Annotated in this window: 3 protein-coding genes; all 3 read right to left on the bottom strand. The window is 24.2% G+C overall.

What is annotated here, in order from left to right; all coding sequences use genetic code 11:
• Positions 1–1,304, bottom strand: a 1,304-nt coding sequence (locus tag CSUIS19072_RS08205) for a hypothetical protein (RefSeq protein WP_337212250.1), incomplete at its 3' end; no start/stop codon positions are given.
• Positions 1,301–2,416, bottom strand: coding sequence for a nodulation protein NodZ (locus tag CSUIS19072_RS08210; protein ID WP_086293857.1), 1,116 nt, complete (start codon positions 2,414–2,416; stop codon positions 1,301–1,303). The genes CSUIS19072_RS08205 and CSUIS19072_RS08210, both read right to left, overlap by 4 nt.
• Positions 2,409–4,462, bottom strand: a 2,054-nt coding sequence (locus tag CSUIS19072_RS08215; RefSeq protein WP_337212252.1) for a heparinase II/III domain-containing protein, incomplete at its 5' end; no start/stop codon positions are given. The genes CSUIS19072_RS08210 and CSUIS19072_RS08215, both read right to left, overlap by 8 nt.

The following is a 4,462-nucleotide window of genomic DNA, read 5'->3' on the forward strand; positions in this document are numbered from 1 at the left end:
TTATTTAATAGGACATTATTTTTAGATTGCAAGATTGCTATTTTTTCTTTTAATGTTTTATTTTCTTGGATTATATCATCATTATATCCTAGCTCTTTTTGCAGAATTTTATCTTTTAGTTTTTTATTGATTAGATCTTGTTCTAAATTTTGAAGTTGCTCAAAGACATTACTAAAATTAATAAATTTTTTATATACACAATTATTTTTATTCAAATAGTATTGTGCAGTTTTTTCAGCACTACCTAAATATAGAATTTGTGAAAAATTTATATCTATCTTCCATCCCATAATAACTCTAAATATAAACGATCTTGAATCGCTTATAATTATATCTGAATTTAAAACTGCTTCTACTGTATTTAAAAAATCTTTGTAAGAATCTCCAATTATCTTATTATTTATTAAATTACAATTATTTATTTTTTCTATGTTTTTTTTGCAAAAATCATCTATTATACATAAATCTGCCTTCATATTCATCTTTTTTAATTGTTTGATGAAAGTTTTACGATTTACTACTTTTTCAACATATGAATACCCATCCGTTATAAGCGTTATATTTAAATCTTCATAAATATCTTTCAAAATATCCCTTTTATATTGATGTAATTGTTGAACAAATTTTATAGCATCATCTATATATCTATATTTATTTAATACACCTTTGAAGCCAGTTTTATTTTTTAGATTATACCAACTGTGAGAATGAACACCTCTATCAAACCATGATATAGTGACTAAATCTTTATTATTATTTAATAATATAGTTGAACAATCTCCAAGCCTTAGATGTATTGTTATATTTAATGTATTATGTCTCGTATATTTAATATTTGTTGATTTATAGTATTTATCTTTAAAATCACTGATAAAACTATTGTTATATATATTTTTATTGCTATTAATAGCAAATTCATCAAAAGAGCAAGTATAAAAAAGCGTTTTTGGTTTTATACAAATTGCATTTACTGAAGAGTTATCTAACTTACATAGATTTGCATAAATATTATCTAAATCATCAAGTATATTGTCTAATTCTATATAGTGTATATTTTTATCATTAATTAGTGGATTATAACCTATATCTAATAAAAATTGTTTATAAAATTCAGAAAAAGTTAAATTTATTTCTTTATTTGATATAGATACATAGTTTAACCCAAATAAATCACACATAAATGACTGAATACTTGAATTTGTAATAATATCCCCAAAACCACTATTAACCAAATATACATAGTAATAATTTATATTTTTTTGACTTAGTATTTTCTTAATTTTTTCTATTTTATCCAACATCAATATAATCTCCTAAGTAAAATATTATTATAAATATAATCCATATTTTTATCATTTTCTAATGTATTTACAAAACCCATTAAATCATAATAATAATAAATATATTTCACATTGTTTTTTATTTTTACAAATAATCCATCTGTAGGAATATGATTATTAATAAAATATTGTTTTAAAGTATTATCATTAATAATTGGATAATAGGCATCATTAAAATCATAATTCGTATAATATCGTTCATGCTGATCTATTACGGATTCCTGTTTATTTCTAAGTAATAAAATAAATTTTACAAAGTAACCATCTTTTCCGCCTATAAATAGATCACTCATGGATAATAAATACATATCAGCTAATGCTATCCTAGCGGTATCTATTTTTTCACTTTGTTCATAGCTTCCTATATGGCTAATATGAACTGCTCCATTACCACATATTGATGAATAATCACCTTTATCATTAAATTGCTTTATATTTGGATATATTTTTTTAAATGATTGGAATACCGCCAAGCAATCAGTTCCTAGATAAATCAATATATCTTCTTTATTTAAATTATTTTTAGTTAAATAAATATTTATCGTTTCCACATACCAAGATAGTTTTGGAGCCACAACAAATTGTTCGCCATTACCATGTCTAAAATGCACGCCAATAACTTTTTTATATTGTTTAAATATTTTACTGTTATCATCAATATATTTTTTAACTATAGGATGAACTACTAAATCTTTTGCTAATTTGTAGTATATATCATCTATCAATATTTTGCTGTCATCTCTAGTTATCACTAAACAATCAAATTTCTGATTATCAATTGGAATATCTTTAATACAAGATTTATCTAATCTATATTTTTTATCTTTTGTTAATTTAGAATGCGCACTATCCAAATAATTTGTAAAATAAGTTGGGAAAACTGTTTTTATGTTATCTTTTACATCAGTATAATTACTGAATTTAGGATATAAAAATAATGAAGAAAATAAATTTTCGCCACCATATCTATATCCTCTAAAATCTAAAATTAATTGCCTATTTGTCTTTAATGATAAATTGAATGCTGATAAAAAAGTACATAAGCATCCACCAAGACCAAAATCTGCTCTATGCATTACATACCCCCCCCCCACTGTTATTTTTTAATGATGATACTATCGACACATGATTATCGCTTAATCTAATAGCTTTCCTTAATATAGAATTACCGTTTTTATCTCTAACATATCCTATAACATGATACTTTGCTAGTGTTTTATCTATTTTTGTTTCAAATGTTACTTTATTATCATATGAATACCACTTTTGCTCTATTTTTTCTTTATTGTACAATAGATAAAATGCAAATTTATTTTTTTCATTTTTATTTATTGGTTCTAAACTTGCATTAAGCATACCATCTATTATCTTAACATTAATTTCCATATTGTCTCTATCTTGTTGAATATCGTGAAATGTTAATTCAAATTTTTGATTTAATGTTTGTATTTTATAATAAAATTCAAGTGTGTTGATTGCCTCTAATACACCTGCTTTACATGATCTCCAACCGATAATTTTCGAATTATCTTTTCCTTTAGAAACCATTATACGCCCACCCCCACTATTATTGCTAAAATTTATAGCACTTATTGTAAGTTTTTTATTTTTGCCAATAACTTCAACTAGATCATCTTTTATGACTATTTGCTTATCGCTTGGAATATGAAATCTAGTTATATATGTAAAATAATTTTTATCTATTCTTTCTTTGATGAGTTTTTGTGATACTTTAGCAATAGGATAACAATTATCTTCAATTACTATGTTATTAAATTTTCTATCATAAGATACTTTTCTAGTATTTTTAAAATTTCTAAAAATATGCGATTCTCCTTCTATAGAAGATTTGACATTATCTCTACATTTGTAATCATTTATTAAACTTCGACCATATATTTTTAACTCATCTAAATCTCTACATGCTTTTATATTGTATGGTTTTGATATATTATGAGCATCAGAAGATCTAAAGTAAATTCTATATGGGTCTTTTGGCGCATGCTTGTACTCACCGCAATCACTAAGCCATTCTTCATCATCATAAAATAGCGTAATATTTAAGTCATCATCATGTCTATGATAATTACTTAAATAACCACATTTAAAGACAATTTGCATACTCTTTTTAAATTTTAGTTTATCCCAAGTTTCTCTAAATATTGCCCAGCCACTTTCTGGTAAAATTAAATCATTGCTATCTGGCTTAATGCCATATTCGCCTTGCCTTATAGAATATAAAAAATTTTGATACGAATTTTCATATAAAAATAAATCTCCAAACATATCTTTGACGATAAATTCTTTAGTATCGCCAATCAATGGCAACTTACCATTTGGCTGAACTATAAAAGCTAAATTAGTGATTGCTTTTTGCAAGATTGAATGTGAAAACGAAATACCAGAATTGTCTCCATCTATCTCTTTTCCTAGTTTTAAGGCTTTTATAACTTGCGACAAACCAAAATTTAAATAGGCAGGGCTATTTTCCTTATGTCCTCCATCAACACAAAAAGCATAACTTATTTCGCTATTGATCCTATCTATAGCTGTTTTTTTTATTTTGCGTAATATATCTGTGTTATTATTTTTAATTAAAAATGATGATACTTTGTATAATGATAAACTTTGATCTAAGCCATGATTTGTAAATTTAGAATAAAATTTTTCATTATATAGTATGTTCATGTGATATTCTAATATATCTCTAAGAATTAATAAAAATTCTTTATCATGGTTTTTATGCAACAAATAAATATAAAGATCGCTTAAATACTCAGTTCGTATTGCAGTAGCATGATCATGCCAAGCAAAAATATCAGATAAATTATCTTTAAATTTGCTCCACCATATTTTTACTATGTTTTTTATATAATTTATAGCTATATTGTTGTTATATAATTTATCATATTGCATTAAATCATAAATATATTTCATTTGATGTAAATGCCACATATAAGTTCTATCTACAGTATTATAATCATAATCGTATATATGTCCATCTAAATTTAACCTAGACAAATCAATAATATATCCATTACCTGCTTTATAAATACTGTTATTAATTATATCTTCCGCTGATTTTATAGAAGAGTTAGTAATCAATTTATGTCCTTTCTTAA

The organism is Campylobacter sp. RM19072 (assembly GCF_024723485.1).
In the GTDB taxonomy this organism is placed as follows: Bacteria; Campylobacterota; Campylobacteria; order Campylobacterales; family Campylobacteraceae; genus Campylobacter; species Campylobacter porcelli.

Excerpts from the sequence above, each read along its gene's own strand:
- CSUIS19072_RS08210 (WP_086293857.1), bottom strand. The coding sequence starts at position 2,416 with ATGCATAGAGCAGATTTTGGTCTTGGTGGATGCTTATGTACTTTTTTA.